The organism is Calidithermus roseus (genome assembly GCF_003574095.1).
Taxonomy (GTDB): Bacteria; Deinococcota; Deinococci; order Deinococcales; family Thermaceae; genus Calidithermus; species Calidithermus roseus.
The window spans coordinates 1-25,565 of sequence record NZ_QWLA01000028.1; the positions used below are offsets into that span (position 1 = coordinate 1).

Sequence of the window (25,565 nt, forward strand, 5' to 3'; positions counted from 1 at the left end):
CTGCTGGATCGGGGGGGTTCTGGAGTGCATCGAGCAGATCGGCGAGCTGTGCGCCCTGCCCGCCGGGGTTTTCCCGGTAGCCGGGTTGTGTGTGGGTGTTCCCGAGGAGATTCCTGCACCCCGGCCCTCCCCGCCGGCGTCGAGGGTCGAGGGCCAAGGCGTATTGCGTTTTGCGTACGACGTACGGCGTAGGACGTACGACCCGCATCAGACGTATGACCCGCCCTCGGCGTTAGGCGTTTAGCTCCGGGCGTACCCCTGGCACCAGATGCAGGTACTGCGGCTTGAGCGAGACCTCCAGTGCCCGGCCTACCTCGAGCCCCAGCCTCTCCTGCACGTGGCGCGGCAGCAGCAGGTCGAGCTCCACCGGGCCGCTGAAGCGCCCGCGCAGGCCCAGGCCCTCGGGCTTGAGGCTCAACAGGATGCCGCTCAAGATGTTGTCCTGCACGGGCAGTTCGGGGCGGCGGTCGGGGCGCACCACGATCACCTCGTCCGAACGCACACAGGCCACCACCGCCTGTCCCACCCGTGCCCAGCCCGGGCGCCGTGCCCGCAGCTGCACCCCGTTGCAGACAATCCAGGCGTTCTCGCCCTCGAGGCCCTCCACCACCCCCCGCAGGAAGTTGCGAAAGCCCACCAGCCGGGCGGTGTTCAGATCGACAGGGTGAGCGAAGACCTCGGTGCTAGAGCCCTGCTGGATCAACCCCTGCGGGCTCAGCACCGCCACCCGGTCGGCCTGCTGGGCCAGCCAGGGGTCGTGGGAGGCAGCCAGGGTAGGGATGCCCAGGTCGCGCAGCGAGGAGAGCACCTCGGAGAAGACCTCCTCGCGGGTCGCCACGTCGAGGGCGCTGGTGGGCTCGTCGAGCAGGAGCAGTTGGGGCTCGCGGGCCAGGGCCCGTGCCAGGGCTACGCGTTGCTGCTGTCCGCCCGATAGCTGGCGTGGGTAGCGTGGGGCCAGGGACGGAATGCCCATGCGCTCGAGGAATTCCAGCGCCTTCGCCCGGCGCCGCGCGGGCGGCAGATGGGCCAGCGGGAAGGCCACGTTTTCGAGCGCGGTGAGGTGGGGGAAGAGCGCGAAGTGCTGGGGCAGGTAGCCCACCGGGCGCTGCTCGGCCCGCAGGCCCTCGAAGGGCTGGCCCCTGGCGGGCAGCAGCCCGGCCAGGGCCTTGAGCAGGCTGCTCTTGCCCACCCCGCTCTCCCCCAGCAGCACGGTGAAGCCCTGCACCTCGAGGGCTATCTCGAGGCGGACGGGGTGCTCGAGGGTATAGCGGATTTCCACCAATCCTCCAGACTACGCACAGCATAAAGCAGGGCTAGGCTTATCAGCAGCAGCACTCCCGAGGCCTCAGCCGCCCGGTCAAAGCGCAGGGCCTGCACTTGGTCGTAGATATAGATGCTGACCACCTGCGTTTTCCCAGGGATACTGCCGCCGATCATCAGCACGACCCCGAACTCCCCCAGGGTGTGGGCAAATGCCAGCAACGTGCCCGAAAGGATGCCGGGCCAGCTCAAGGGAAGGATCACCTCGAGCCACAGCCGGGGCCAGCGTGCCCCCAGCGTACGCGCCGTCTGAAGCAGGTCGGGGTCTAAAGCCCGAAAGGCTTCGCGATAGGCGGTGAGGGCAAAAGGCAGGCTGAACAGCACCGAACCTACCACCAGGCCCTCGAAACGAAAGGCCCATTGCATCCCCAGGTACTCAGCCAGCGGGCCATTCTGGCCCAGGAGCAAAAGCAGGTAGAAGCCCAGCACAGTCGGCGGCAGGGTCAGGGGCAGCAAGACCACCGATTCGAGCAGGCGCTTTCCCAGAAAGCGCTTGTGCGCCAGCAGCCAGGCTACGGGTATCCCCAGCAAAAGCAGCAAAACGGTCGAGGTCAGGCAAAGCTTGAGGGTAAGCCATAAAGCTTGCCAGAACGCTTGGTCATTCATCGGGCTTTTCCCCTGGTAAAAGGAAACCATAGCGCCGCAGTACAGCGTGTGCGGCGGGCGTGGCGATGTAGTCGTAGAACTTACGTACCGCAGGCCGGTCCTGCCCCTTGAGCATGGCGTAGTTTTGGTTGAGCCGGAGGTGGCTTGAAAGTGGAGCCAACCAGTATTTTCCCTTCTGTTCCAGCGCCGGGCTTTTGGCAATGGAAAGCGCCAGGATCCCCACCTTCGTGCTGGCTAAAGCCAGTTGTGCGGTCTGGGCTATATTCTCGCCGTATACAAACTCAAAGCGGGGCTTGCCTCGCTGCAAAACCGCCATGCTGTAGAAGGCAGGAACCCCGGCGGTCATCGCTTCCCACTCTGCTTCACGGGTTTTCTTGAGCAACCCAAAGTGTTCCAGCAGCGTGACCGCAGCCCGTCCATAGGGGGCGTGCACGGGATTGGCGATCGCCACCTGCGTCACCCGCTTGTCGAGCATTAGCTTTGGGCCGAGCTTTTGCGGGTCGAGTCCCTGGGCCACGAGTTCATTGGCTACCCAGATCACCATACGGCCCACCGCATAGAGCTTGCGGCTGCCGGGAACCGTCATTCCAGCCTGTTCCAGACGCAAGGGAAAAGCTTCATCCGCCGAAAAGTACACGTCAGCAGGCAAGCCTTGCAGAAGCTGGGTGTAGAACTTCCCTGAAGAGCCAAAGTTCAGTTCGACCTTGATCCCAGGATTGGCCCTTTCAAAAGCGACGGCGATTTCTTCGAGCGCAAATTGCAGATCGGAGGCAGCCACCACTCGTACTACGTTGCCTTGAGCCTGAACTAGCCCGAGCCCCAGCACCATCGTCAAAATCAGCAAGCGCAGCATGGTATGTCCTAGTCTAAGCCACCCCGTGACGGGCATGTGAGGCCGACGCAAGATCGCGGGGGTGAGGCACCTCGCCATCTGCGATAGGATTACAGCCGTGGAAAGCCTTCTGGTCAAGATCGGCGGCAGCCTCAAGGGGGCAGCCGAATTGCTCGAGGAGATCGCCGCCTACCCCGGCCCGCTGGTGCTGGTGCACGGCGGGGGCCCCAACATCGGCGAGTGGCTGGGCCGGCTGGGCTTCGAGACCCACTTCCATAACGGCCTGCGCGTGACCCCGCCCGAGCAGATGGAGGTGGTGGAGATGGTGCTCTCGACGCTGGGCAAACAGCTCGCCCACGGGCTAAGCGCACGCGGACGCAACGCCGTGGCCCTCACCGGGCGCGACGCGGGGCTGCTCGAGGCCCGCCTGCTCGAGCCCGAGCTGGGCCGGGTGGGCGAGGTGAGCGGGGTCAAGACCGAGGTGCTCGAGTGCCTGATCCAGGCCGGCATCACGCCGCTGGTGGCCCCCATCGGGCTCGACGGCGAGGGAGCGCTCAACATTAACGCCGACACCGCCGCCGGGGCCATCGCCGGAGCCCTCTCCCTGCCCGCGGTCTTCCTCACCGACGTGGTAGGGGTTCTGCGCGACCCCAAGGACCCCGCCACCCGCTATGCCCGGCTCACTCGAGGCGAGGTGCGAGATCTCGTCGCCCAGGGCGTCATCTCCGGCGGCATGATCCCCAAGGTGGAAGCTGCGCTGAACGCCCTGGATCGGGGCGCACCCTGGGCCGCGATCGCCAGGGGCGAGCGGGGCGTCTTGCAGGGCGTGCTGAGCGGGCAAGCCGGAACCCGCGTCGTGCTGTAGCCGATATAATCCCCTCTGATGCGAGCCATCTTGATGGAAAGCCGGGGCGGCCCGGAGGTGCTGCGCTATGGTGAGATCGAGACCCCACGAGCCGGGCCGGGACAGGTCGCGGTGCGGGTGCGGGCGGTGGCCCTCAACCACCTCGACGTGTGGGTGCGCAAAGGCACCGCCAGCCTCAAGCTGCCCCTGCCCCATATTCTCGGCTGCGACATCGCCGGAGTCGTGCAGGAGGTGGGGCCTGGGGTGGAACACCTGCAAGCTGGCGAGGCCGTGGTGGTCAACCCCGGCGTCTCCTGCGGGCGCTGTGAGCGCTGCCTGAGCGGGCAGGACAACCTCTGCCCGCAGTACCAGATCCTGGGCGAGCACCGCTGGGGGGGCTATGCCGAGGTGGTGGTGGTCCCGCAGGCCAACGTGCTGCCCATGCCATCTAACCTGGGCTTCGTGGAGGCCGCCAGCATCCCCCTGACCTTCCTCACCGCCTGGCAGATGGTGGTGGACAAGCTCCGGGTGCAGCCCGGCGAAGACGTGCTGGTGATGGCGGCAGGCTCGGGAGTCTCGGTGGCGGCCATCCAGATCGCCAAGCTGCACGGGGCCAGGGTCATCGCCACCGCCTCCAGCGAGGCCAAGCTCGAGGCCGCCCGCGCCCTGGGCGCCGACGAGACCGTGAACTACCGCGAGGCGGGCTGGAGCAAGCGCGTGCGCGAGCTCACCGGCGGCAAGGGGGCCGACGCGGTGGTGGACCACACCGGCGCCGACTTCTGGCCGGAAGTCTTGCGATCAACGGCCTGGGGCGGGCGCATCGCCGTGGCCGGCGCCTCCTCGGGCTACGAGGCCCTTACGCCCATGGCCCACATCTTCTACCGCCAGCTCACCATCTTCGGCTCGACCATGGCTTCCAAAAGCCGCCTCTTCCCCATCCTCCGCTTCGTCTGCGAGGGCAAGCTGAGGCCCGTGGTGGGCGAGGTGCTGCCTCTGGAGCAAGCCGCCGAAGGGCACCGCAAGCTCGAGGAGCGCAAGGTGTTTGGCAAGGTGGTTCTGAGCCTTGAGGGCTGAGCACCCTCCCGCACCAGCATCCCCTCATACCGGCGCCAGCAGCTTCTCCAGGCACAGCGTGGGGTACATCACGCCTTTCCAGCCAAACACCGAGCGCTTGAACTGCCGGTAGCCCCACTTGCGGTACAGCCGCAGGGCCGGGGCATTGTCGGGCTCGACCATGAGGGTGATACGCTCCAACCCCCGCCTGCGGGCTTCCCACTCGACACGCTGCAGCAGCGCGCTGGCGATGCCCAGGCGGCGATAGGCGGGCCGGACCTCGAGCGCTTGGATATAGCCGCTGTGCTCATCGGCCAGATCGGGATCGGGATGGTCGAAGAGTAGTTGCACCGTGCCCACCATCGCCTCTCCCAGCACGGCCACCCACAGCACCCGCTGCCCCACGAAGTGGGCCTCCACCTCCCCCCGCACGATCTGGCAACTGATCTCGTCCTCTCCACGCCAGGCCAGGAAAGCTTCGGCCTGGTGGAGATGGAGCGGGGTGATCTCGAGGGCAGCCATCAGCACGTCGGGCTCCGTACGACCTTCAATAGCACTCCTTTCCCACGCAGTTATCCCGCACCACGTTGGGTCCTTGCACGAATTCTTCAGGGCCCACCAGGCCCACAAGGCCTCCGGGTCCGAGGGTGCGGATCTTGTTGCCCTCGAGGGTGTAGCGCCCCACCTGTCCGAAAGCCCGGTTCTCGCAGTTGCCTATGGCAGTGTTGGCGTCGATGAGGTGAAAGCCAGTGGCATAGTTGACCCGGTTGTTGCGGATAATGTGGCCCACGTTGGTGTAAATGAAGCTTCCCCAGCGGTTAGAGCAGCGCCCGTCGTTCTGGGTGAACCACTCCACCCGCCCCTTGACCTCGTTGTTCTGCACCAGCACCTGCTCGGCGGTGAAGCCCACCGCCGTATGGGTACCCGCGAAGACATTGCCCTCAGCTACGATGAACTGCCCGTTGCGCTGCTCGTGCTTCTGAATGCCGTTGGCCGGCTGGTCGAGGTCCTGGCTGAAGTCGTCGTTGGTGAGAAACAGCAGGCCCCCGCTGCCGAAGGAGGCAGCGAAACTGGCTTTGATCACCCCGCCACCATGCAGCCCGTCGAGGTAAACGGCGTAGGGCGAAGGCCCCTCGAAGCTTCCCCCGCGAATCCACACGTTGTCGATGAGGGCGTGGCCCGAAACCAGACCGGGATGGTGCACGCCGGGCTCGAGCTTTAAGGTGGTGCCCACGAAGCTCAGGTTGTCGAACACCACGTCCCGGATGCCTGCGATGCGGATGAGGGGGGTGGGAATCTCGCCGTAGCCGTCGAAGGTGAGGTTCTTGAGGTAGATGTTGCCGGGACGGTTTTGCGCGGTGCGGCGGCAGAGGGCGTGGTTGGGATCGTAGTCCTTGACGATGCAGTCCACGAATTCGACGTAGGTCTTGATGAGCGGGTTCTTCGAGCCTTTGGGTATGGCTCCGTAGCCCCCGCTCAGCAGCGCCCGCCCTTGGATGCGCACGGTGCCGGGTTCATCGGCCACGATTTGGATATTGCTGTAGCCCCGTGTCCCGAAGGACTGCCGGTAGATCCCAGGGCGCAGCCGGATGGTCACGCCCGAGTCCCCATAGCGGTCGATCGCCTCCTGAATGCTGTCCTCGGGAGTGAGCTCGAGCACCCGCGCGAAGGGCCTGACCCCTCCGATGGGAATCCCACCCGGCGCGTCGGGGTTGAGGGGATGGCGGGCCCACCAGGTCTCCACCGTGCTGCGGTAATCCACGTCCACGCGGGGAACCCCCGGCTTGTCGGCGGGCACAGCCTGGCCCAGCACCGCCCTCGCGCCCAGCAGCAGCCCCGCGGCGAGAAACATCCAGGGTCTTATGGGGAAGCTCACGAAATCCAATCTACAAGCACGCCGTCTGAGTTTTGTGGCTTTGGACATAGGCCAGGGCCATCCGCACGGCGTGAGGCTTGGATTCGTTCAAAAGATAGACTTCGACCCCCTGCGCCAGCAAAGCCTTGAACAACTCCTCTTTTCCCCGCCAGTCGCTCGCGGAAAATAAGCTCAGTTCATAGCCAGGTAACCTCCGGCACAGCGCGCGGGCCGCCTCCGGATCGCTGAACAACAACGCGACCCGATCGGCTTTCCCCCGGCCCAGGCGCAGCAGGGGTTCCTCCAGGCGACCCGCGTAAAACAGCGCTTCGTCCAAGTGATGCACAACTTCCACATTATCGCCTCTTGAGCCTGTTATGATTGAGTTTGTGAAAGTTGCACTCTTCATTGACGGTTCATATATGTACAACGCCGCCAAGCGGCTGGGCTGGAACGTAGATCACCGCCGAGTGATCGCCCAGTTTGGTCCCGCCGATGACCTCTATAACGCCTTCTACTATGCTCCCCTGACCGATCCGGACGACGAGCGCCAGCAGAAATTCCTCGACGCCCTCATCTTCATGGGTTACACCGTGCGCAGCCGGGAGGTACACGGAGAGCCGCGTTTCGAGGCGCTGCTGGCCACCGATGCCCTCACCACCGCCCCTCGCTGGGACCGCGCCATCGTAGCCACCGGAGCCAGCGAGCTGGCGCATACTTTTTCCGCGCTGCGGGCCATGGGCAAGGAAATTCACCTGCTGGGTGTACCCGAACTGACCGACCTCGAGCTGCGCAACCAGGCCGACCGCTACCTCGACCTGCGCGAGATGCGCGAGGTGCTCGAGCGCCAGAGCGGCGGACGGCGGGTATACCCCACCATCGAACCCCTGCCCGAAAACCAGGAGGAAACCCAACCCACGCCCGCTCGCGGGGTCTTCGACTCCCTCGAGGACGAGCTGTAGGCATCCAATCGGTGAGAGCGCATCCCCTGCCTGAGCTCCAGGCCAAGCCCAGCCGCCGCACCCTGGTCCTGGGTGCGGTTTTGCTGACGCTTTTGCTGCTGTTGAGCCAGGGCCGGCCCCTGCCCCTGGGCGATCCCTGGCAGCGCTTGTCCCTGCGGCAAATCCTGGTGGGCCTGGAGGTATCCCGCCGTGAGGCAATCGTGCGGGAGTACCTCTCGCTCAAGGCTTCGGCCCAGATCCTGGCCGGGCGCCCTGGCGCGGTGGCCGTGAGCCGCTTGCTGCGCCTGGAGTTCTACAACCAACGCCGCAACCGCTCCTCGGCTTTCGGCAGCCCCGAAGAGGCCCTGGCCGCCTCGAGGCGCTGGCTCGAGGCCCTCGGAGCACTCAAGCGGGGTCAAACCCCTAACACTCGAGACCTACCACTGGCCCTGGAGCGCGTGCTGCCCTACCGCCAGGAGATCAGCCAGGCAGCCCAGAGATTGCATTTCCCCTCGGGGGTGCTGGCGGCAATAGTGGACAACGAGGAGTACGGCGGGGATAAGGCTATGGGGCTTTCGAGGGGAATTCGCTCCCTGGCCGATGGTCTAGCCGAGAGCCTCAGCGAGTCCACCGGCAGTGCGGGGCCGCTGTCACGCACCCTGGGTCTGGCCCAGATGTCCTGGGAAGACGCGCTCAAGCAGCAGCGGCGCCTCAAGCACTTCGCGGCCTGGCCCTATGCCAGCTTCCCACGCACCGAACTCGAGGCCCGCCAGGCCCTGGAGGACCCCGCCAAGAACCTGCTGCTCACGGCCTCGAGACTGCGCGGCTACTTCAATGCAGCCCTGGGGCTTTCCTGGAGCAACACCCGCTACCTGGCCGGACACTGGCTCTACTACCTCGGCCCGGCCTGGCACAACTGGCCTACCGGAGCCCGGCAACAGGCCACCTGGCCCTATGCCTTCCACGGTTTCTTCAAGGGGATGTTCTACCAGGCCCTGTTCGCCGCTCATTAAACGAACAACTGCCGCATAGGGCAGTTGTCGTCTTTGGGAAAGGGGACAGGGTTTCCGGCTTCTAGCCCAACGCTGGGGGCTCCAATAACGGTGGCGCTGCTCCCTCGCATCCGCCCAATAAGCGCTTGCCGAATAGGCACAAATCCAAGGTATCCCCTCGCACCCTTCCCTCGAAGCCCCGCATCCCATGTTGGATCGCACGGGCTGCCGAACTTCAAGGCGATGTTAGCGTAAGCAGCGTTACAGCAGCGTTACACCGGGCTTCTTGCACGAGCCGTCGATGGCTCTAGGGCTGGTCAAATGCGCTCGAGCCACTGCCCTGCCCTGCCCGGCGGCAAGACCGGCCATTCTCCCTGCAGCATGTGGCGCTCGACCTCCGCGACGGCCTGGGTGGCCCGCTCCACCCACTCCGCCGGGTAAAGGGGGGCCTTGGCCGCGAACTCCTCGAGGTCGAAGGTCTGGCAGCGGTGGTCGGCCCTGCACTTCACGTCGAGCTCGAGGTCGTACTGCCAGATGCGCTCTGGCTCGAAGCGCGGGGGAGTCTGGATGTTCCAGTAGTACTCGAGCACCCTGCCCTCGGCATCGAGGTCGGGGCCACCCGAGTACCAGCGACTCTCGAAGAAGGCCACGTAAGCCTGGTGATCTACGCGCAGCACCCGCCCTTTGCTTTCGTGGTGGAACTCGAATCCCAGGGGCATGTACAGCAGTACCGCCCCCTCGCGCACTTCGCGCACCTCGGCCTCCCACCAGTAGTGCAGCCGGTCCTGGGGATACTTCCAGAACTCCAACCGCACGCGCTGGCCTGGCCCGTACATCTCAGCCCTCCAGCGCCTCGAGCCCTCGAGCAGGGATCAGTGCGTAGCCGCCGGGGTCGGCACCTCGTCGCGCTCGGAGGAGTGACCGGGGTTGACCTTGAGTTCGGGATGGGCGTAGGCGGCGGCGTAGTTGGCCGCGATGGAAGCCTCCCCGAAGCCCAGGCAGATCAGCGGCAGCTTGCCGTTGTAGCTCGCCACGTCACCGCAGGCGAAGATGCCGGGACGGCTGGTGCGCATGGTCGAGTCGAGCACCTTGATCTTCTTGTTGCCCTCCATCTCGAGGCCCCACGTCGCCAGCGGCCCCAGCTTGGAGAGGTAACCAGCCAGGATGACCACCGCGTCCACCCCCAGCACGGTCTCCTCTTTGGTGGCGTTGTTGAAGATCACCGCCTCGCGCACGTGGCCATCACCGCGAATCTCCTTGAGTTCGTAGGGGGTGAGGATACGAACCTCTCCCGCCTCGGCGGCCTCGATCATCTGGTTGACGGTAGCGGCGTGGGCGCGAAACTGCTCACGGCGGTGAATCAGGGTGACCTCGGCGATGTCTTTGAGGCCCAGTGTCCAGTCGGCGGCACTGTCGCCACCTCCCACGATCAGCACACGCTTGCCAGTGAACTCGGCTTTGCTCTTGACCGCGTAATAGACCCCCTTGCCCGTGAACTCGGCCTCGCCGGGGCAGCCCACCTTGCGCGGCTCGAAGGCTCCCACCCCTGCCGCGATGATCACCGCGCCGGTGGCGTAAGTGTGACCGCTGGAGGTGGTGATGTGGAAGTCGCCGTTGACCTCCTCGAGCTTCTCCGCCCGCTCGCCCAGGGTATAGATAGGCTTGAAGGGCTCGAGCTGCTCGATGAGGTTGTTCACCAGGTCCTTAGCGAGGATCTTGGGGAAGCCCGCGATGTCGTAGATGTATTTTTCGGGGTACAGGGCCATGAGCTGGCCTCCCGGCTCCGGCAAGGGATCGATGATCCGCACCGTAAGGTCGCGCATACCCACATAGAACGCCGCAAACAGTCCTGCCGGCCCAGCTCCGATCACGGTCACGTCGGTCCGCAACATGGTGAATAAGATAACACAAGAGCTCCGGTTTGGTATACCGTAAATCCGGAGTACTACCACCGGCGCATCTCTTCACAGCCAGGGTGTGCAGTTCCCATGGCAAGACACGCTTGGTCTCGATTTTTGGCCACAAAACAGGACGGCTGAAAGCCGTCCATTATGCTTTCACGCTGATAGTTTATGCAGCTTGCTGGGCCAGGTCCTCCAGGCCACGGATGTTCTCGAGCACCAGCTTGCCGTAGCCGGACTTGATGTAGCCCTCGCGCGAGAGCTCGCCGATGACCTTGGTCACGGTCTCGCGCACCGAGCCGACCGCCGAGGCGATCTCGTCGTGGGTAGCGCGTACGCCCACACGGCCACTGCTCTCGCGGAAGGCGATGGGGGTGTTGGAGAGCTCGAGCAAGGTGGCGGCGATGCGGTTCTTCAGGCGCTGGCCCGAGAGGCGCTGGATGGTGCGGTAGGTCTGGGTGAGCGCGTTCACCAAGTGCCGAGCCAGCTTCACGGTCTCCTCAGGGGTGAGTTCCTCCGGCGAGACGATGTCGATGCGGGTGCGGGTCACCGCCTCCGCGAAGTAGCTGCGTTCATCGCCCGAAAGCACTTCCTCACCGAAGTACTCGCCCGGACGCGCGAAGCGCAGCGTCAGGGCATTGCCCTCCTCATCCACGCTCTGGAGGCGCACCAGCCCCTCGCGCACCCGGTAAAGCTTGTCCTTGGGACCCGGCTTTCCGGGGTACAGGATGATTTCTCCAGCGTGGAAGCCGATGGTGTCAATGATGCTGTTTTGCATTTATTCATCGCCTCCTTGATTTATAGCTTAGTCCTTAAGCACTATTTTGTAAATAGATATGTTGATTATTTCCTGAGTCCTTGCTGAGTTAAAGCAGCACGATGAACAAGCAAAGCCCATAGCCATAAGCACGCCGTCCTCGAGGCCTCCTACGCCGCCGATCCACTGTCGGATTTCCCTTTGAGCCTACCTAACCAGGGCCAAACACAACCATCGAGCGATTGGGCATCCTCCGGTGGGTCGAGTGGCATCAACCATACCGATGAGCCGTCGGACGGGCGAGCCTCGAGGCCCATTCCCTACCCCGGCTGCCCCAGGAAATACAATGCTGGTGTGGTCACCCTGCACGAACTCTTCGCCCTGCTTGGCCGCGAAGCCCCGGCCCTATCGGTACGGGGCGTAACCCATGACTCGAGGCTGGTCGAACCCGGCTTCGTGTTCGTGGCGATCCAGGGCGTTCCCCTGCAAAGCCGGGCGCCGCTGGACGGGCACGACTTCATTCCCCAGGCCCTCGTGAAGGGGGCCATCGCCGTAGTCGGAACCAAAGACCTCGATTTGCCTGTCCCCTACTGCAAAGTGAGCCATGACCGGGCTGCACTGAGCGATCTGGCCGCGGCCTTTTGGGGCTATCCGGCAAAGCAGCTCGAGCTGGCTGGGGTAACCGGCTCCAAAGGCAAGACCACCGTGGCCGTGCTGCTGCACCACCTGCTCCAGTCGGCCCAGCCCCCGGTGGGACGCCTCTCGACCGTGGGGGTCAAGATCGGCGCGAAAGAGTTGTTCCTGAGCGGCCACTTCACCACCCCCGAGGCCCCGCAGGTGCAGGAGATGCTGCGCCGCTTCGTGGAGGCCGGGTGCAAACAGGCGGTGCTCGAGGTCTCCAGTCACGCCCTCGCGCTCGAGCGGGTGCGCGGGCTGGAGTACGCGGTGGGGGTCTTCACCAACCTCTTCGAGGACCACCTCGACCTGCACGGCAGCATGGAGAACTATTTCGCCGAGAAGAGGAAGCTGCTCGAGCGCTCACAGTGGCGCGTGGTGAACAGCGACAACGCTTGGACCCACCGCCTGGCCGACGGGCCCAACACCTGGAGCTATGGCTCAGCGGGCGATTGGCGGGCCGAAAAACTGACGGAAGGCGTGGGAGGGCTCGAGCTCGAGGTGCGCTCCCCTGTCGGCTCGTTCGCGGTTCAGCTCCCCATGGTGGGACGCTTCAACGCCGAAAACGCCTTGGCGGCGATGGCCGCCGCCACACGGATGGGCCTCTCGGTAGAGGAGATAAGACGTGGCCTGGCCAGCTTCCCCGGCGTGCCGGGGCGAATGCAGCTCGTGCAGGCCGAGCCCTTCCGAGTCATCGTCGATTTCGCCCACACCGGGGACAGCCTGCGGGCGGCGCTGGTGACCCTGCGCCCCACCACCCGTGGTCGTCTGGTGGTGGTGATCGGGGCGGCGGGCAACCAGGACCCCAGCCGCCGCACCGGCATCGGCAGGGTGGCCGCCGAGCTGGCCGACTTCGCCATCTTTACCGAGGAGGACCACCGCAGCGAGAGCCTGGGGGCCATCCTGCGAACCATGTCCGAGGCCCACGGCGACCCCAAGCGGCACGTGTGCATCGGCGACCGGCGATCAGCGATCCGCCACGCCGTTGAAAACGCCCGCCCCGGCGACACCCTCCTCTTCTCAGGCAAGGGACACGAGCGCACGCTCGAGCGCGGCACCGAGACGATCCCCTGGAACGAGGTGGAGGAGGTCAGGGCCGCGCTGGGCGGGCAAAAAGCGGGCATCGGGTGAGTCGTGGCCTGGGGCGTCGCACGACTCCTGGCAGTAGACTTATATCCATGCACCGCGACATCCTCGTCCGCTGGCTGGACGAATTTCTCAAGAGTAGGGAAATCACCAAACAACTGCGTGATCCCTCGCTCAACGGGCTCCAGGTTGAAGGGCGCGAGCAGGTTCACAAGATCGGAGCGGCGGTAGATGCCGCCCAGGCCACCATCGACAAGGCCCGCGAGCAGGGCGTGGACTTCATGATCGTGCACCACGGGCTGTTCTGGGGCGGAGATATGCCGGTGGTGGGAATCCATAAGCGCCGGCTCGAGGCCCTCTTCCAGGGGGGTATCAACCTCTATGCCTCGCACCTGCCGCTGGACGTGCACCCCGAGGTGGGCAACAACGCCTTAATCGCCCAGGCCCTGGGGCTACAGAATCTCGAGCCCTTCGAGGTGGGGTTCATCGGCAACCTGTTCCGGCCCCACGCCCTCTCCGAGATCGGCGACCGACTGGGCCAGATCACCGGGATGCAGTGCCTCATCCACCAGGGCGGCCCCAACGAGGTCACGCGGGTGGCGGTGGTGTCGGGCTCGGCCTCCGACTACGTGGCCCAGGCCAAGGCGGCTGGGGCCGAATTGCTCATCACGGGCGAGCCCAAGCACCAGAACTTCCACCCCACCTTCGAGCTGGGCATGAACGCCATCTATGCCGGGCACTACGACACCGAGACCTTCGGCGTGAAGGCCCTGGCCGAGCGCATCGAGCGCGAGTTCGGCCTGCCCTGGGTCTTCCTCGAGCACCCCACGGGGCTTTGAATGGCGGGGCTGTTCATCACCTTCGAGGGGCCCGAAGGTGCGGGCAAGAGCACGCAGGTGCGGCTGCTGGCGGAGTGGCTGCGTGAGCAGGGCCGCGCGGTGCTCACCACCCGCGAGCCCGGCGACGGCGGCGTGGTGGGGGCCGAGATCCGCCAGTTGCTGCTGCACCACCACGACATGACCCCCGAGGCCGAGTACTTGCTCTACTCCGCCGACCGCGCCGAGCACGTGCGCACAGTGCTGCGCCCGGCCCTCGAGCGCGGCGAGATCGTGCTGTGCGACCGCTACCTCGACTCCTCGCTGGCCTACCAGGGCTACGGGCGCGGGCTGTCGCTGGGCTGGCTGCGGGCGGTGGCCGAGGGAGTCACGGGCGGGCTCAAGCCCCACCGCACCTTCCTGCTCGACCTCCCGCCCGAAGTAGGGCTAATGCGCTTCGACAGCCGCGACCGCCTCGAGCGCGAACCCTTAGAGTTCCACCGCCGCCTGCGCGAGGGCTACCTCGAGCTGGCCATGGCCGAGCCCGAGCGTTTCGTAGTGCTGGACGCCACCCAGAGCGTGGAGGCCATACAGCAAAGCCTGCGTTCATTTTTGGCCTCTATGCTGTAGCCATGCGCCGCCTGATCCTGCTCGCCAGCCTGGCCCTGCTCCTGGGGACTTCGACCTCCGTGACGGCCCACGAGGGCAATGGCTCCATCCCCACCTACAGCTTCAAGCTGGTCAAGATGTACCCACACGACCCCGCCGCCTTCACCCAGGGGCTCATCTACCACGACGGCTTCCTCTACGAGGGAACCGGGCTCAACGGGCGCTCGGAGATCCGTAAGGTGGACCTCCAGACCGGTAAGGTGCTCCAGCGCCAGCCCATCCCGCCTGAATATTTCGGCGAGGGCATCACCCTCTTCGGCGGCAAGATTTACCAGCTCACCTGGACGAGCAAAAAGGGCTTCATCTACGACCTCGCCACCTTCAAGCAGACCGGCAGCTTCAGCTATGCCACCGAGGGCTGGGGCCTGACCCACGACGGCAGCCAGCTCATCATGAGCGACGGCACCGACCGGCTGTTCTTCCTCGACCCCAAGACGCTCAAGCCCGTCCGCACCGTCAAGGTGACGGCAGGGGGCGAGCCGGTGACGCGGCTGAACGAGCTCGAGTACATTCAGGGCCTCATCTACGCCAACGTCTGGCAGACCAACCGCATCGCCATCATCAATCCCAAGGATGGTCACGTGGAAGCCTGGCTCGACCTCAGCAGGCTCGCCATGCTCATCACCAAGGCCGACGTGCTCAACGGCATCGCCTACGATGAGCAGGGCAAACGGCTGTTCGTGACGGGCAAGTTGTGGCCCTATTTGTTCGAGATCGAGCTGGTGAAGTGAGCTTATAGCTCATAGCCGATAGTCGATGGCTTTTGGTTTAGCCCTCGGTGAAATCCTCACCCCTTGACCCCGGTCAGCACCACGCCCTCGATGATCTGGCGCTGGAAGACGAAGAACACGACGAGCACCGGGATCACCGCCAGGCTGCTGGCCGCCATGATCAGGTGCCAGGCCGTGCCCGCCTCGCCCGAGAACAGCGCCACTCCCACGGGCAGCGTGCGCATGTCGGGAGTCTGGATGATGATCAAAGGCCACAAGAAGGCGTTCCAGTTGCCCAGGAAGGTGAAGATGCCCAGCGCGGCCAGGGCCGGGCGCACCAGCGGGAAGGCCACCCGCCAGAACACCCCGAACTCGCTCAACCCGTCGATGCGGCCCGCGTCGAGCAGGTCGGTAGGCAGCGACTCGAAGAACTGGCGCATGAGGAAGACGCCGAAGGCGCTGATGAGGCCGGGGAACAGGATGCCCCAGAAGGTGTTGACCCAGCCGTAATCCACGCTCATGACGTACCAGGGGATGACGAGCATCTCGGTGGGCACCATCAGCGTGGCCAGGATCAGCACGAAGATCAGGTTCCTGCCGGGAAAGCGCAGCTTGGCCAGGGTGTAGCCCACCAGGCTGTCGAAGAACAGCACCGAGACGGTGGTGAGGCTCGCCACCACCAGGCTGTTGAGGAACCAGCGGGGAAACTGGGTGCCAAAGAGCACCTCGCGGTAGTTCTCGAGCGTCGGCTCCCGCGGCAGCCAGCGCAGCTCGAAGAGCTCCTGGAAGCTCTTGAGCGAGGTCAGAAACATCCAGACGAAGGGAAAGACCATCGCCAGCGCACCCAGCGTAAGCAGGGCATAGACGAAGAAGGAGGAAAGGCGTCGGTTCACAGCTAGTACTCCACCCTCCGCGACAGCAGCCGCAGTTGGATGAGGGTAATGCTCAGGATGATCACGAACAGCAGCACCGTGATGGCCGCCGCGTAGCCTAAGTCGAAGCGCCCGAAGGCCACCTGGTAGATGTACAGCGCCACCGTGAGCGTGCTGTGGAGGGGTCCGCCCTGGTCGGTGAAGCTGAGGTTGACCACCTGGGTAAACAGTTGCAGGAAGCCGATGGTGCCGATGACTGCCGAGAACACCATCACCGGGTTCAGCAGCGGCAGGGTAATGTGGCGGAACAGCTGCCGCCCATCGGCCCCGTCGATGCGGGCGGCTTCGTAGTAGTCGCGGGGGATGTTCTGCAAGCCCGCCAGGAACAGCACCACCTGAAAGCCCAGGTTCTGCCAGACCACCACCCCCGCCACGGTGGGCAGGGCCAGGCTGGGGTTGCGCAGAAAGTCCTGTGCCGGGAGCCCGGCGGCCCGCAGCAGTTCGTTGACGACGCCGAAGTTAGCCGAGAGCATCCAGCTAAACACCCAGGCCACCGCCACCGCTGGGGTCACGTAGGGCGCGAAGTAGATCGCCCGGAACAGGTCGCGCAGCCGCTCGCGGGTCACCGCGTTGAGCAGCAGGGCGATGCCCAGCCCCAACACCAACTGAGCGGGCACTCCGATGAGCGTGTAGAGCAGGGTGTTGCGCAAGGAGCGGGCGACCAGAGGGTCTTGGGCCATCTGGGCATAGTGCTCGAGCCCCACGAAAACCCGCTTGCTGGGGTCGGCGTTCCAGTCGTACAGCGACAGCCACAACGCCTGGAAGGCGGGCCAGATGCGGATGAACAGGAAGAAGGCCAGCGGAAGGAGCAGAAAAACGTACGCCCACAGAGCTTCGCGGGTAGCCAGGCTGAGCCGGGATCGCTTCATAGGAGGGCTTGGGGATGCGTGGAAATCAGGGTTCAGGGGGAACGAGGTCGGGGAGGACTCTTTCCCATCACCCTTCCCCCGTTCCCCTGAACCCTGCTCCTGCTACTTGTAGAAGCTGTCGAGGATCTTCTGCTCCTCCTCCATCGCCATCTTCCAGGACTGGGCGGGGTCCACGTTCTGCAAGAGCACCCGGTTGATGGCGTTGACGATCACCGTGCGCTGGGCGGCTTCGTCGACGAAGGGGGTGGCCTTGGCGTAGGAGAGGCTGAGGATGAAAGGACCGTAAACGGGGTCCAGCGAGAGCTTGGGGTCTTTGATGAGGCCCTTGCGGGCGGGAAGCTCGCCCACCTTCTCCAGCCAGTAGCGCTGGGCCTCCGCCGAGGTGATGAAGTTGAGGAACTTGACGCTGGCCTCGAGCTTAGGCCCCTTGGCCAGAGGGGTGATGCTGTGCAGCCAGAAGGAGCCAAAGTTGGCCTTGCGCCCCCCGACCTTCTCCACCGGCAGCTCGGCCACGCCCCAGTTGAACTTGGCCCCGCTGCGGATGGTGCCGATGGCGAAGGAGCCATCGATGATCATGCCGATCCTGCCGGCGATGAAGCCGTCGCGGTAGCCGTTATTGCCGGGGAAGAAGTTGGGGATGCCGATGCCATGCTTCTTGACCCAGTCGGTGTACATGGTGAAGGCCTTGAGCCCTTCAGGCCCCCCGAAGAGCACCTTGCGCCCATCGTCGGAGTAGGGTCGCCCGCCCATCTGGCGCAGAAGCACCTCGCGCACGAGGTGGTGGTCCTGCCCGTCGGGGGAGATGCCGTAGCCGATCTGGGTGTAGCGGTCGCCCTGCTTGACGGTGAGCTTCTTGCCGACCTCGATGAACTCGGCCCAGGTTTTAGGAGGCTTGCCGATGCCCGCTTGCTGGAAGAGGTCCTTGTTGTAAAACAGCGCCAGGCTGCGCACGGCGGTGGGCAGGCCGTAGTACTTGCCGTCGATCTTGGCGCTCTGGGCCATGCTGACGAAGTCGTTATCGACCTGCTTGGGGTTGACCAGATTTTCCGGCAGCGGAACCAGGTAACCGGCTTTGACCCAGGTAGGCAGCCAGCCGTAGAAGAGGTTGACCACGTCGGGGCCCTGGCCTGCGGGGATGGAAGAACCCACCTTCTGCTGGTAAGCATCGTAGGGGAAGGTCTGATGCACGACCTTGATGCCGGGGTTGGCTGCCTCGAAGCGCTTGATCAGCTCGTCGATGGCCTCGATCTTGCTCTTGAAATCGTACTGCCAGTAGGTGATGGTCACCTGGGCCTGGGCGCTCGTCAGAGCAAAGGCCGCCAGGACCACCCACAGCGCTCGAGCACGAACGAAGGATCTGAGCATGAGGGATTCCTCCTTGCACAACCAGAAGCTTTAGATCGAAACCTGCGTGCCCAGTTTACCGCCTCAGCCCCTCGAGGCCACAAGTACACTCCCTCACATTGCACACGCGCCAGAAGCCGGAAACGATAAGCCACCAGCCCTCAGCCGTTAGCTTGTGGCTCACGGCTTGTCGAGGGCCAAAGCGTCTTGCGTCTCGCGTTCGGCGTACGACTGGCGTCCGGCCATCGGCTACCAACCCACCTCACCGCGCCGGAGCCGTCCGGTTCAGCGTCTGCAGGTTGCGCAGGTCGAGCAGGTAGTTGCCATCCGAGGGCAGGAGCACGGTGTTGATGCCGGGCGCGAGCTTCTCGGCCACGGTGAGCTGGATGACCTCGGGCGAGCGGCGCAGGGCCTCCCCGCGCAACTGGATGGCCCGCGCTTCACCTTCGGCCTTCAGGATGGCCGCGTCGCGTTCGCCCTTGGCCTGAACCACTGCCCGTTGAGCGTCGATCTCGGCCTGGCGGCGGCGATTCTCCGCGACCTGGACCTGCTGTTCGGCAGTCTGCTTCTCCTCGATGACCTTGGCCACCGATTGAGGAATGTCGATGCGGCGCAGCAAGACCGAGACCAGCTCGACGTGCTGGGCCCCCAGGTCCTCGGAGAGCTCGCGGGTGACGGCGGCCTCGAGCTGGGTGCGCTGGGTGCTGATGAGGTCGGCGGCGTTGAACAGGCCCACCGCGTCACGCACCTTGCTGCGAATCTGGGGCACCACCAGGGTATCGACGTAGCCCGGCCCCACGTTTCGGTGCAAAAGCGCCGCCTCGTCGCGCTTGATGCGGTACTGCACCGTCACGTCTACCCCGATCTCCAACCCCTCCTTGCTGCGGGCGGTGATGGCCTCCTCGCTGGGACCGGGCTGCCGTGTGCCGGGGGTAGGCACTGCCAGCGTCACCTCTTTGAGCCGCGCGTCGTAGAGCACCACGTTCTGGATGCCGGGAATCACGATGCGAAAGCCTTCGCCCAGCGGGGTGGGCTGCACCCCGCCGAAGACGTTGAACACCACGCCCACGTGCCCGGCGGGAATCACTACGAAGCTCTGCGACAACACGGCGACTACTAGGCCCACGATAGCGACCACGCCGCCCAGGCTGCGCCGCCCAGGCTGGACCAGCAAAACGATTCCGAGGACAAGTAAGGCAATGCCGATGAGCGTTAGCATGTTTTCCTCCCTCGCCCCTCAGAATACGGGAGCAGAAAGCTTTGGCCCAGATAAACTACTCCTGTGAACCACACTCCCGCCGAGACGCTGCTGCGCGTGTACTATGACCGCTTCAACGCCAGGGACGTCGAGGGCTTTCTCCAACTCCTCAGCGACGACGTGGTCCACGAGATCAGCCAGGGGGCCACTGAGCGGGGAAAGAAAGCCTTCCGGGCCTTCCTCGAGCACATGAACCGCTGCTACCGCGAGCGGGTCTACGACCTCGTCGTCATGGTCAGCACCGACGGGCGCCGCGCCGCCGCGGAGTTCATGCTCGAGGGGGAGTACCTCCAGACCGACGGGAACCTCCCTCCCGCCCGCGGCCAGAGGTACACCCTGCGGGTGGGGGCCTTCTTCGAGATCAAAGGCGGCAAAATCACCCGTGTCTCCAACCACTACAACCTCAAAGACTGGATTGCCCAGGTGTCCCGATGAGCCTGCAGCTTCAGGTGCTCAGCGCAAGCGATATCGAAGCCTACATCCCCGAACTGGCCCGGCTGCGCATCGAGGTGTTCCGTGAGTTTCCCTACCTCTACCAGGGGAGCCTCGAGTACGAGCAGCGCTACCTCGAGAAGTTTCTACACCTCCCCCAGAGCACCCTGGTCCTGGTGCGCGACGAAGGCCGGGTGGTGGGAGCCTCCACCGCCCTACCCCTCTCACAGGCCGAAGCGGAGTTCCAGGAGCCCTTCCTGCGCGCTGGGCTGGACGCTGGCGAGTGGTACTACTTCGGGGAGAGCGTGCTCGAGCGCCCCTACCGGGGCCGGGGCTTAGGGGTCGAGTTCTTCCGGCAGCGCGAGGCAAGGGCCAGGGCGCTGGGCTACGCCAACACCACCTTCTGTGCGGTGCTGCGCCCCGACGACCACCCTCGCCGCCCCGCCGATTACCGCCCGCTGGACACCTTCTGGGAGCGTCAGGGCTACCGCAAGCGCCCCGACCTCATCACCTACTTCAGCTGGCAGGACCTGGACGAGGCGCAGGAAAGCCTCAAGCCGATGGTGTTTTGGGTCAAGAACTTTCACTAAGCGATAAGCTATCCCCATGCCGCACCCGTTCGACCAGCTCAACCTCGAGGAAGTCAGGGGCTCCCACTCGGTCAAGTGGAGCCTTTTCCCTGAAGACGTGCTGCCCCTGTGGGTGGCCGACATGGACTACCCCATCGCCGAGCCCATCGCGCAAGCCATTCAGGCCAGGCTTTCCAAGCGCATCGGCTACCCGCAGGGTGCAGGCGACCCCGAGTTGCTCGATGCGATCATCGCCAAGCAGGAGCGCCTGGGCCTCAAGGGCTTACAGCGGGAGAACCTGTGGCTCACCAGCAGCGTGGTGCCGGGCATCTACGCCAGCGTGCTGGCCCTGAGCAGCGTGGGCGAGGAGGTGATCACCCAGGTGCCGGTCTATCACCCCTTCCTGCTGGCGCTGAGCGACTACGGGCGGGTGACTAAAGCCAACCCCATGCAGCCGGGTGCTTCGGGGTGGGAGATTGACTTCGAGCATCTCGAGAGCCTGGTCACTCCGGCCACCCGCTTGCTGATGCTGTGCAACCCGCAAAACCCCACCGGGCGGGTGTTCACCCGTAGCGAGCTGGAGAAGCTGGCCGAGTTTGCCCTCGAGCACCGCCTGTGGGTGATGGTGGACGAACTGTGGGCCGACCTGATCTACGAGGGAGAGCACGTCCCCTTCGCCTCGCTCTGCGAGGAAATCGCCCAGCGCACCGTCACCCTCACCGGCCCCTGCAAGGCCTTCAACACCGCCGGGCTGGGAGGCGGGGTGGCCATCAGCCACAACAGGGCGATCCTGGAGCGCATGCAGAATGTAAGCAAGGGCGTGGGTGGACACCCCAACGTGCTGTCGATGGCGGCCTGGCTGGCGGCCTTGCAGCACGGCCAACCCTGGCTCCGGGAGACGCTGGCCTACCTCAAGGCCAACCGCGACTTTCTGAGCCGCTTCCTGGCCGAGAAACTGCCCGAGGTGGGGTACATTCCGCCCCAGGCCACCTACCTCGCCTGGCTGGACTTCCGGGCGCTGGGCCTGGAGGACCCTCATAAATTCGCACTCGAGCAGGCCAAGGTGGCCCTCAACGACGGTGCGATCTTCGGGGAGGGCTTCAAGGGCTACCTGCGGCTCAACTTCGCCACCAGCCGGCCCCTGTTGCAGGAAGCGTTGGAGCGCCTGGCAGGGGCGCTGAAAGCGTCAATGGTCGATGATCGGTAGAAAAACGCGCGGCGCAAGACGCTAAACGTGAGTGGCTATGAGCTATCGACCATCTGCGAATTCCGCAAGGTCTAAGTGCCTCGGTGAACACGGGTAATCCCGTATGAGAGCCTCAACCCGCACTTACGCTCACCGTGGGGCGATTTAATACGACCGCTGAATCGTCTTCAGCCCCTGCCCCTCGAGCCAGCCCACCAGCCAGGCTACCGCCTGCTGCACGCCCTTTGTCACCAGCGGGGCCCCGAAGCGGCTGATGCCCACGTACAGGCCGTGGGTGCTGGGGCGGGCCTCGAGCAACACGTCCTGGGTGAGGTCTTCTTCCTCGAGGTGGGTGAGGAAGAAGTAGCCGCCGCCGAGGTCGCGCGCGGCCTCCAGCAGCACTGCCGTGCCGCCGTCGAAGCGGATGACCTGTTTGTCGAAGGACGTGAGTTCGGGCAGGGTGCCCTCCATCAGGGCGTGGGCCATTTCAAACCTCTCGAGCAGGGGCCAGGGTTCGGGGTCTTCGCCGGTCTTGGTGAAGACCGCGTGGTAGAAGCTGCGACCCTGTTCCTTCCACTTCAGGGCGTATTTGGTCTGCAAATGGTGTTCAGGCGGGGGCGGGGTTTCGACGGCGAAGAGACCGCTGGCACGGGCCTCGGCCTGGGCGAACTTCCAGTATTCCTCGTGGTCGGTGGTCAGGAGCAGGGTGCCGCCGTGCTCGAGCCGGGTCGAGAGCCTGCGGAAGAAGCTACGCTGCAGCAGGCGGTTGTCCTCGTGCTTGGTCTTGGGCCAGGGGTCGGGGAAGTTGACGTAGACCCGGCTCAGGCCGCGCGGGGGGATGAAGTTGCGCAGGGCGAAGCTCGCCTGGCCGTGATACAGCCGCACACTGGCGATGTTCTCCCGCCGCAACCGCTTGAGGGCGCGGGTCACGCTGGCCGCCGAGATCTCCACGCCCAGGATGTTCCACTCGGGGTTGCGCCGGGCGATCTCGGCGGTGAAGCGGCCATCGCCGTGGCCGACCTCGAGCACCAGCTCCCCTTCCCGGCCCCAGACTTCGGCGGGAGAAAGGGGAAAATTCAGGGTTCCAGGACGCAGCAGCAACACGCGTTCACCTTCGTGCCGAAAAAACGCCAAAGGTTTTTGGCCTTCGGCGTTGGAGGTCGGACGGTCAGCGCTGGGCGGATCAGTCCACCAGCTCGACGAGCGCGAGCTGGGTGCCGTCACCCCGGCGGCGCTCGGCCAGCTTGAGCACGCGGGTGTAGCCACCCGGGCGGGAGGCGTACTTGGGGGCGATCTCCTCGAAGAGCTTGCGCACGAGCTTGGGGTCGTGCAGGTCGCGCAGCAGCAGGCGGCGCAGGTGGTTGCGCCGGGAGACGGCCTTGAGTTCCTCGGGGGTGGCCATGCGCTCGCCTTCCTTCAGGGGACGGGGCTTGCCGTCCTTGTCGAGGGGCTTGGTGAAGCGCACGCCCTCGGGCACGCTGAGGGTGGGGGCCTTCTTGGCCGTGTTGATGAGGCCATCCACGAAGCCGACGAGTTCCTTGGCCTTGGGGATGGTGGTGGTGATGCGACCGTGCTCGAGCAGCGCCTTGGCCTGGTTGCGGGCCAGGGCCACGCGATGCGACGAGCTGCGGTTCAACTTTCGTCCAGACTTGAGGTGGCGCATGTTCTAAACTCCTACTCTCTGAGCTCTAGCCCGTGCTGCATCAGCACAGCCTTGATCTCGTCGAGGCTGCGGTCACCGATGCCGGGCACTTTCTTGAGTTCGCGTTCGGACAGGGCCAGCAGGCTCTCTACCGACTCGATGCCTTCTTCCTTGAGATTGTGCAACACGCGGGTGGTGAGGCCCAGCTCGTCGAGGGTCAGGCCGGTGGAGGGCACGGCGGGTTTGCCGGGGCTGCCAACTTCGCGGGAAGGGGTGGTGAAGACAGGGCTGCTCAGCGAGGCCGCTGGCTTTTCCTGGGCCCTGATCACCGGGGACTGATCGAAGAAGCTGAGCTGATCACGCAGAATACTCACCGCCTGCTGGAGCACCTCCATGGGGGAAACCGAACCGTCGGTCCACACCCGCAGGGTGAGTTTGTCTAGGTCGGTGCGCTGGCCCAGGCGGGTGTCTTCAACCTGGTAGGCCACGCGCTTGACGGGTGAGTAGTGCGCGTCTACGGGGATCGAGGAGATGCGGTCCTTGATGCCGTGGCGCTCGGCAGGCACGTAGCCCACCCCCTCGTCCACCCGCACTTCCAGCACCAACTTAGCCCCAGCACTCAGCGTGGCGATGTAGAGGTCGGGGTTGATGATCTCGGCGTCGGAGGGCACCTCGAGGTCGCGGGCATAGACCTCCTTGGGGCCCTGGGCACGCAGGGTGAGGGTCTTGGTGCCGGGGGCGTGGAACTTAACCACCAGTTCCTTGAGGTTGAGGATGATCTGTACGACGTCTTCCTTGACCCCGTTGATGGTGGAGAACTCGTGCAGAACGTCCTCAATGTAAACGCTGGTCACGGCGGTGCCGGGAATCGAAGACAGCAGAATGCGGCGCAGCGGGTTGCCGATGGTCACGCCAAAACCCCGCTCCAGGGGCTCGAGCACGAACTCGCCGTAATTCCCCTCGATCCGGGCGTTGAACACCGGAGCCTTGGTCTTTGTGCTTTCCAAGATCAGACCTCCTTGGGAGGCGCGGATAGCTCGGCTATCGGCTACCTCGAGTAGAACTCGATCACGAGCTGCTCGTTGACCGGAATGGATAGGGCCTCGCGCTCGGGCACCCGCAGGAAGCGGCCCTTCATGGTCTCGGGGTTGAACTCCAGCCAGGGGAAGGACTTACGGCCCTTGAAGCGCTCGACGTTGGCCTGGATGAAGGCCAGCTTCTTGCCCTTCTCGCTCACGGCGATCTCGTCGCCCTGCTTGACGCGGTAGCCGGGCAGGTCCACCTTCTGACCGTTGACCAGGATGTGGCCGTGGCGCACGAACTGGCGGGCCTGGCGGCGGGTGGAGGCGATGCCCATGCGGAAGACGACGTTATCGAGGCGCGACTCGAGGAGCTGGAGGAAAACCGTGCCGGTCACGCCCTTCTTGCGGCTGGCCTCCTCGAAGAGGTTGCGGAACTGCCGCTCGCCGACCTCGTAGATAAAGCGCAGCTTCTGCTTCTCGCGCAGGCGCACGGCGTAGTCGGAGGGGCGGCGGGTTTTCTTCTGCCCGTGCTGGCCGGGCGAGTAGGGGCGGCGGTCGAGGTATTTCTGGACCTTCTCGGTCTCGGCTATATTGATGCCCAGCCGACGGGCGACTTTGACAACAGGACCTGCGTAACGACCCATCGTTCAATCACTCCTTAGGCGATCTTGCGGAATTTCTTGCGCGGACGGCAGCCGTTGTGGGGGGTGGGGGTGTCGTCGACGATGGAGCGGACCTGAATCCCCGAAGCCTGCAGGGCGCGGATAGCCTGCTCGCGGCCCGCGCCGGTGCCCCGCACCACCACGTCCACGCTGGTCATGCCAAAGCTCTGGGCCTTCTTGGCGGCGTCCATGGCGGCGAGCTGGGCGGCGTAGGGAGTGCCCTTGCGGCTGCCCTTGTAACCGATCACCCCGCCCGACGACCAGGTCACGGGGTTGCCGTCGGCGTCGGTGATGGTGACGATGGTGTTGTTGTAGGAGGCGTGGATGAACGCCCGCCCACTGGTCACGTGACGCTTGACTTTCTTCTTGCTTGCCTTCTTCGGTGCGGCCATACTCTCCTCGGTTGCACCCACGTTGAGCGAAGCTTCGTTCCGCCGGAGGCTGTTGCGACTTGGGTGCGCCTGGTCGCGCTCTGAACGGAAACCCCAAAACCGGGGGCTCAACGCTAGTCAGGAGTCTCTGCTGGCCCAAAGTGGGACTTCATTCCAGCTTTGTACTTCCTAGTTGCCTCGCTCCCAAAACCCAAAACGGGT

At 64.8% G+C, this 25,565-nt stretch carries 29 protein-coding genes and 1 pseudogene; 12 read left to right on the plus strand and 18 right to left on the minus strand.

The features are described from left to right. Positions 1 to 244 (plus strand): annotated as a pseudogene (locus tag Mrose_RS19390) (hypothetical protein); the annotation flags it as partial. On the opposite strand, the gene Mrose_RS08475 reads toward Mrose_RS19390, so the two are convergent. The 3 genes from Mrose_RS08475 to modA are packed head-to-tail and all read right to left on the minus strand — an operon-like array spanning position 233 to position 2,779. Next, positions 233 to 1,279 (minus strand): ABC transporter ATP-binding protein, encoded by a 1,047-nt coding sequence (locus tag Mrose_RS08475; protein ID WP_119277346.1) that lies wholly within the window; start codon positions 1,277 to 1,279, stop codon positions 233 to 235. The pseudogene Mrose_RS19390 and the gene Mrose_RS08475 sit on opposite strands and share 12 nt — an antisense overlap. After that, complete coding sequence (modB, locus tag Mrose_RS08480; RefSeq protein ID WP_119277348.1) at positions 1,234 to 1,926, minus strand: molybdate ABC transporter permease subunit; 693 nt, start codon at positions 1,924 to 1,926, stop codon at positions 1,234 to 1,236. Before modB ends, Mrose_RS08475 begins: the two co-directional genes overlap by 46 nt. Then, a complete protein-coding gene (modA, locus tag Mrose_RS08485) occupies positions 1,919 to 2,779 on the minus strand; it encodes a molybdate ABC transporter substrate-binding protein (RefSeq protein WP_119277350.1) in 861 nt (286 codons plus the stop codon). The genes modB and modA overlap by 8 nt, the downstream gene beginning before the upstream one ends. Positions 2,780 to 2,876: 97 nt before the next feature. On the opposite strand from modA, the gene argB reads away from it, so the two are divergent. Further along, positions 2,877 to 3,623, plus strand: a complete 747-nt coding sequence (gene argB / locus Mrose_RS08490) for an acetylglutamate kinase (RefSeq protein WP_119277351.1) — start codon at positions 2,877 to 2,879, stop codon at positions 3,621 to 3,623. Positions 3,624 to 3,641: 18 nt separating this feature from the next. After that, on the plus strand, positions 3,642 to 4,676 hold the full coding sequence (locus tag Mrose_RS08495) for a zinc-binding dehydrogenase (RefSeq protein ID WP_119277353.1): 1,035 nt from the start codon (positions 3,642 to 3,644) through the stop codon (positions 4,674 to 4,676). 24 nt (positions 4,677 to 4,700) lie between these two features. Here Mrose_RS08495 and Mrose_RS08500 read toward each other — a convergent pair whose 3' ends face one another. The 3 genes from Mrose_RS08500 to Mrose_RS08510 are packed head-to-tail and all read right to left on the minus strand — an operon-like array spanning position 4,701 to position 6,865. Then, the gene (locus Mrose_RS08500) at positions 4,701 to 5,177 is read right to left on the minus strand and encodes a GNAT family N-acetyltransferase (RefSeq protein WP_245969747.1); all 477 of its coding nucleotides are present in this window, start codon (positions 5,175 to 5,177) and stop codon (positions 4,701 to 4,703) included. Positions 5,178 to 5,202: 25 nt separating this feature from the next. Next, a complete protein-coding gene (locus tag Mrose_RS08505) occupies positions 5,203 to 6,531 on the minus strand; it encodes a hypothetical protein (RefSeq protein WP_147371594.1) in 1,329 nt (442 codons plus the stop codon). A 10-nt stretch (positions 6,532 to 6,541) separates the two neighbouring features. Next, complete coding sequence (locus Mrose_RS08510) at positions 6,542 to 6,865, minus strand: hypothetical protein (protein ID WP_245969740.1); 324 nt, start codon at positions 6,863 to 6,865, stop codon at positions 6,542 to 6,544. 34 nt (positions 6,866 to 6,899) lie between these two features. On the opposite strand from Mrose_RS08510, the gene Mrose_RS08515 reads away from it, so the two are divergent. Further along, complete coding sequence (locus Mrose_RS08515) at positions 6,900 to 7,472, plus strand: LabA-like NYN domain-containing protein (RefSeq protein WP_119277361.1); 573 nt, start codon at positions 6,900 to 6,902, stop codon at positions 7,470 to 7,472. An 11-nt stretch (positions 7,473 to 7,483) separates the two neighbouring features. Continuing rightward, on the plus strand, positions 7,484 to 8,464 hold the full coding sequence (locus Mrose_RS08520) for a hypothetical protein (RefSeq protein ID WP_119277363.1): 981 nt from the start codon (positions 7,484 to 7,486) through the stop codon (positions 8,462 to 8,464). A gap of 296 nt (positions 8,465 to 8,760) precedes the next feature. Here Mrose_RS08520 and Mrose_RS08525 read toward each other — a convergent pair whose 3' ends face one another. From Mrose_RS08525 to Mrose_RS08535, 3 genes are all read right to left on the minus strand, one after another. Continuing rightward, positions 8,761 to 9,279 (minus strand): ribonuclease FAU-1 family protein, encoded by a 519-nt coding sequence (locus tag Mrose_RS08525; protein WP_119277365.1) that lies wholly within the window; start codon positions 9,277 to 9,279, stop codon positions 8,761 to 8,763. Positions 9,280 to 9,315: 36 nt separating this feature from the next. Next, positions 9,316 to 10,335 carry an NAD(P)/FAD-dependent oxidoreductase gene (locus tag Mrose_RS08530; protein WP_119277367.1) on the minus strand — a complete coding sequence of 340 codons (1,020 nt, stop codon included), beginning with the start codon at positions 10,333 to 10,335 and terminating at the stop codon, positions 9,316 to 9,318. A 178-nt stretch (positions 10,336 to 10,513) separates the two neighbouring features. Further along, positions 10,514 to 11,122, minus strand: a complete 609-nt coding sequence (locus tag Mrose_RS08535) for a helix-turn-helix domain-containing protein (protein WP_018466868.1) — start codon at positions 11,120 to 11,122, stop codon at positions 10,514 to 10,516. Between the two features lie 333 nt (positions 11,123 to 11,455). Between Mrose_RS08535 and Mrose_RS08540 the strand changes: the two genes are divergently transcribed. From Mrose_RS08540 to Mrose_RS08555, 4 genes are read left to right on the plus strand one after another with little or no spacing between them, the layout of a single operon-like run. Next, entirely contained in the window at positions 11,456 to 12,907 is a 1,452-nt protein-coding gene (locus tag Mrose_RS08540) for a UDP-N-acetylmuramoyl-L-alanyl-D-glutamate--2,6-diaminopimelate ligase (protein ID WP_119277369.1), read from the plus strand. 47 nt (positions 12,908 to 12,954) lie between these two features. Next, entirely contained in the window at positions 12,955 to 13,701 is a 747-nt protein-coding gene (locus Mrose_RS08545) for a Nif3-like dinuclear metal center hexameric protein (RefSeq protein WP_119277371.1), read from the plus strand. After that, on the plus strand, positions 13,702 to 14,307 hold the full coding sequence (gene tmk, locus Mrose_RS08550; protein WP_119277373.1) for a dTMP kinase: 606 nt from the start codon (positions 13,702 to 13,704) through the stop codon (positions 14,305 to 14,307). 2 nt (positions 14,308 to 14,309) lie between these two features. After that, positions 14,310 to 15,077, plus strand: a complete 768-nt coding sequence (locus tag Mrose_RS08555) for a glutaminyl-peptide cyclotransferase (RefSeq protein WP_182482737.1) — start codon at positions 14,310 to 14,312, stop codon at positions 15,075 to 15,077. Between the two features lie 56 nt (positions 15,078 to 15,133). On the opposite strand, the gene Mrose_RS08560 is transcribed toward Mrose_RS08555, so the two are convergent. The 4 genes from Mrose_RS08560 to Mrose_RS08575 form a co-directional block, all read right to left on the minus strand. Further along, positions 15,134 to 15,949, minus strand: coding sequence for a carbohydrate ABC transporter permease (locus Mrose_RS08560; protein WP_182482738.1), 816 nt, complete (start codon positions 15,947 to 15,949; stop codon positions 15,134 to 15,136). A gap of 2 nt (positions 15,950 to 15,951) precedes the next feature. Beyond that, the gene (locus Mrose_RS08565; RefSeq protein ID WP_119277374.1) at positions 15,952 to 16,857 is read right to left on the minus strand and encodes a carbohydrate ABC transporter permease; all 906 of its coding nucleotides are present in this window, start codon (positions 16,855 to 16,857) and stop codon (positions 15,952 to 15,954) included. Positions 16,858 to 16,959: 102 nt separating this feature from the next. Further along, positions 16,960 to 18,222, minus strand: coding sequence for an extracellular solute-binding protein (locus Mrose_RS08570; RefSeq protein ID WP_245969744.1), 1,263 nt, complete (start codon positions 18,220 to 18,222; stop codon positions 16,960 to 16,962). Between the two features lie 241 nt (positions 18,223 to 18,463). Next, positions 18,464 to 19,420, minus strand: a complete 957-nt coding sequence (locus Mrose_RS08575) for a prohibitin family protein (protein WP_119277376.1) — start codon at positions 19,418 to 19,420, stop codon at positions 18,464 to 18,466. A 63-nt stretch (positions 19,421 to 19,483) separates the two neighbouring features. Between Mrose_RS08575 and Mrose_RS08580 the strand changes: the two genes are divergently transcribed. Genes Mrose_RS08580 through Mrose_RS08590 form a run of 3 tightly spaced genes read left to right on the plus strand, consistent with a single transcriptional unit; the run spans position 19,484 to position 21,667 of the window. Continuing rightward, positions 19,484 to 19,894, plus strand: a complete 411-nt coding sequence (locus tag Mrose_RS08580; RefSeq protein WP_119277378.1) for a ketosteroid isomerase-related protein — start codon at positions 19,484 to 19,486, stop codon at positions 19,892 to 19,894. Continuing rightward, positions 19,891 to 20,481, plus strand: a complete 591-nt coding sequence (locus Mrose_RS08585) for a GNAT family N-acetyltransferase (RefSeq protein WP_119277380.1) — start codon at positions 19,891 to 19,893, stop codon at positions 20,479 to 20,481. Before Mrose_RS08580 ends, Mrose_RS08585 begins: the two co-directional genes overlap by 4 nt. A 16-nt stretch (positions 20,482 to 20,497) precedes the next feature. Further along, positions 20,498 to 21,667 carry a MalY/PatB family protein gene (locus Mrose_RS08590; protein ID WP_119277381.1) on the plus strand — a complete coding sequence of 390 codons (1,170 nt, stop codon included), beginning with the start codon at positions 20,498 to 20,500 and terminating at the stop codon, positions 21,665 to 21,667. A gap of 144 nt (positions 21,668 to 21,811) precedes the next feature. On the opposite strand, the gene trmB is transcribed toward Mrose_RS08590, so the two are convergent. The 5 genes from trmB to rpsK form a co-directional block, all read right to left on the minus strand. After that, the gene (gene trmB, locus Mrose_RS08595) at positions 21,812 to 22,747 is read right to left on the minus strand and encodes a tRNA (guanine(46)-N(7))-methyltransferase TrmB (protein ID WP_182482741.1); all 936 of its coding nucleotides are present in this window, start codon (positions 22,745 to 22,747) and stop codon (positions 21,812 to 21,814) included. An 82-nt stretch (positions 22,748 to 22,829) separates the two neighbouring features. Next, positions 22,830 to 23,309 (minus strand): bL17 family ribosomal protein, encoded by a 480-nt coding sequence (locus Mrose_RS08600; RefSeq protein WP_119277383.1) that lies wholly within the window; start codon positions 23,307 to 23,309, stop codon positions 22,830 to 22,832. Positions 23,310 to 23,320: 11 nt separating this feature from the next. After that, positions 23,321 to 24,295 (minus strand): DNA-directed RNA polymerase subunit alpha, encoded by a 975-nt coding sequence (locus Mrose_RS08605; protein ID WP_119277385.1) that lies wholly within the window; start codon positions 24,293 to 24,295, stop codon positions 23,321 to 23,323. 41 nt (positions 24,296 to 24,336) lie between these two features. Beyond that, positions 24,337 to 24,954: a 30S ribosomal protein S4 gene (rpsD, locus tag Mrose_RS08610; protein ID WP_119277387.1), complete on the minus strand. Its 618-nt coding sequence runs from the start codon at positions 24,952 to 24,954 to the stop codon at positions 24,337 to 24,339. Positions 24,955 to 24,968: 14 nt separating this feature from the next. Further along, entirely contained in the window at positions 24,969 to 25,364 is a 396-nt protein-coding gene (gene rpsK, locus Mrose_RS08615) for a 30S ribosomal protein S11 (protein WP_119277389.1), read from the minus strand. Between the last annotated feature and the right edge of the window lie 201 nt (positions 25,365 to 25,565).

Coding starts and splice junctions, on each gene's coding strand:
- modB (WP_119277348.1), bottom strand. CDS start 1,926: ATGAATGACCAAGCGTTCTGGCAAGCTTTATGGCTTACCCTCAAGCTT.
- modA (WP_119277350.1), bottom strand. CDS start 2,779: ATGCTGCGCTTGCTGATTTTGACGATGGTGCTGGGGCTCGGGCTAGTT.
- Mrose_RS08495 (WP_119277353.1), top strand. CDS start 3,642: ATGCGAGCCATCTTGATGGAAAGCCGGGGCGGCCCGGAGGTGCTGCGC.
- Mrose_RS08500 (WP_245969747.1), bottom strand. CDS start 5,177: ATGGCTGCCCTCGAGATCACCCCGCTCCATCTCCACCAGGCCGAAGCT.
- Mrose_RS08525 (WP_119277365.1), bottom strand. CDS start 9,279: ATGTACGGGCCAGGCCAGCGCGTGCGGTTGGAGTTCTGGAAGTATCCC.
- Mrose_RS08530 (WP_119277367.1), bottom strand. CDS start 10,335: ATGTTGCGGACCGACGTGACCGTGATCGGAGCTGGGCCGGCAGGACTG.
- Mrose_RS08535 (WP_018466868.1), bottom strand. CDS start 11,122: ATGCAAAACAGCATCATTGACACCATCGGCTTCCACGCTGGAGAAATC.
- Mrose_RS08545 (WP_119277371.1), top strand. CDS start 12,955: ATGCACCGCGACATCCTCGTCCGCTGGCTGGACGAATTTCTCAAGAGT.
- tmk (WP_119277373.1), top strand. CDS start 13,702: ATGGCGGGGCTGTTCATCACCTTCGAGGGGCCCGAAGGTGCGGGCAAG.
- Mrose_RS08555 (WP_182482737.1), top strand. CDS start 14,310: ATGCGCCGCCTGATCCTGCTCGCCAGCCTGGCCCTGCTCCTGGGGACT.
- Mrose_RS08565 (WP_119277374.1), bottom strand. CDS start 16,857: ATGAAGCGATCCCGGCTCAGCCTGGCTACCCGCGAAGCTCTGTGGGCG.
- Mrose_RS08570 (WP_245969744.1), bottom strand. CDS start 18,222: ATGCTCAGATCCTTCGTTCGTGCTCGAGCGCTGTGGGTGGTCCTGGCG.
- Mrose_RS08575 (WP_119277376.1), bottom strand. CDS start 19,420: ATGCTAACGCTCATCGGCATTGCCTTACTTGTCCTCGGAATCGTTTTG.
- Mrose_RS08585 (WP_119277380.1), top strand. CDS start 19,891: ATGAGCCTGCAGCTTCAGGTGCTCAGCGCAAGCGATATCGAAGCCTAC.
- Mrose_RS08590 (WP_119277381.1), top strand. CDS start 20,498: ATGCCGCACCCGTTCGACCAGCTCAACCTCGAGGAAGTCAGGGGCTCC.
- Mrose_RS08600 (WP_119277383.1), bottom strand. CDS start 23,309: ATGCGCCACCTCAAGTCTGGACGAAAGTTGAACCGCAGCTCGTCGCAT.
- rpsD (WP_119277387.1), bottom strand. CDS start 24,954: ATGGGTCGTTACGCAGGTCCTGTTGTCAAAGTCGCCCGTCGGCTGGGC.
- rpsK (WP_119277389.1), bottom strand. CDS start 25,364: ATGGCCGCACCGAAGAAGGCAAGCAAGAAGAAAGTCAAGCGTCACGTG.